Origin of the sequence: Streptococcus humanilactis, from assembly GCF_019448275.1 — a bacterium.
In the GTDB taxonomy this organism is placed as follows: Bacteria; Bacillota; Bacilli; order Lactobacillales; family Streptococcaceae; genus Streptococcus; species Streptococcus humanilactis.
In genome coordinates, this window is record NZ_JAHXBZ010000027.1 from 1 (window position 1) to 317 (window position 317).

General features: G+C 52.4%; 1 pseudogene. It reads right to left on the reverse strand.

The features are described 5' to 3' along the window. Positions 1 to 317: pseudogene (locus KV696_RS09700) on the reverse strand (adhesive domain-containing protein); the annotation flags it as partial.

Genomic DNA, 317 nt, shown 5'->3' on the forward strand with positions numbered 1-317 from the left:
TCAGCGTCAACAAGTGCGGTAGCGTCTACTTCAGCGTCAACAAGTGCCGTAGCGTCTACCTCAGCATCAACAAGTGCAGTAGCCTCTACATCAGCAAGCACAAGCGCTGTAGCGTCTACCTCAGCATCAACAAGTGCGGTAGCCTCTACTTCAGCGTCAACAAGTGCCGTAGCATCTACATCAGCATCAACAAGTGCGGTAGCCTCTACTTCAGCATCAACAAGTGCGGTAGCCTCTACTTCAGCGTCAACAAGTGCGGTAGCCTCTACCTCAGCATCAACAAGTGCGGTAGCGTCTACATCAGCAAGCACTAGCGC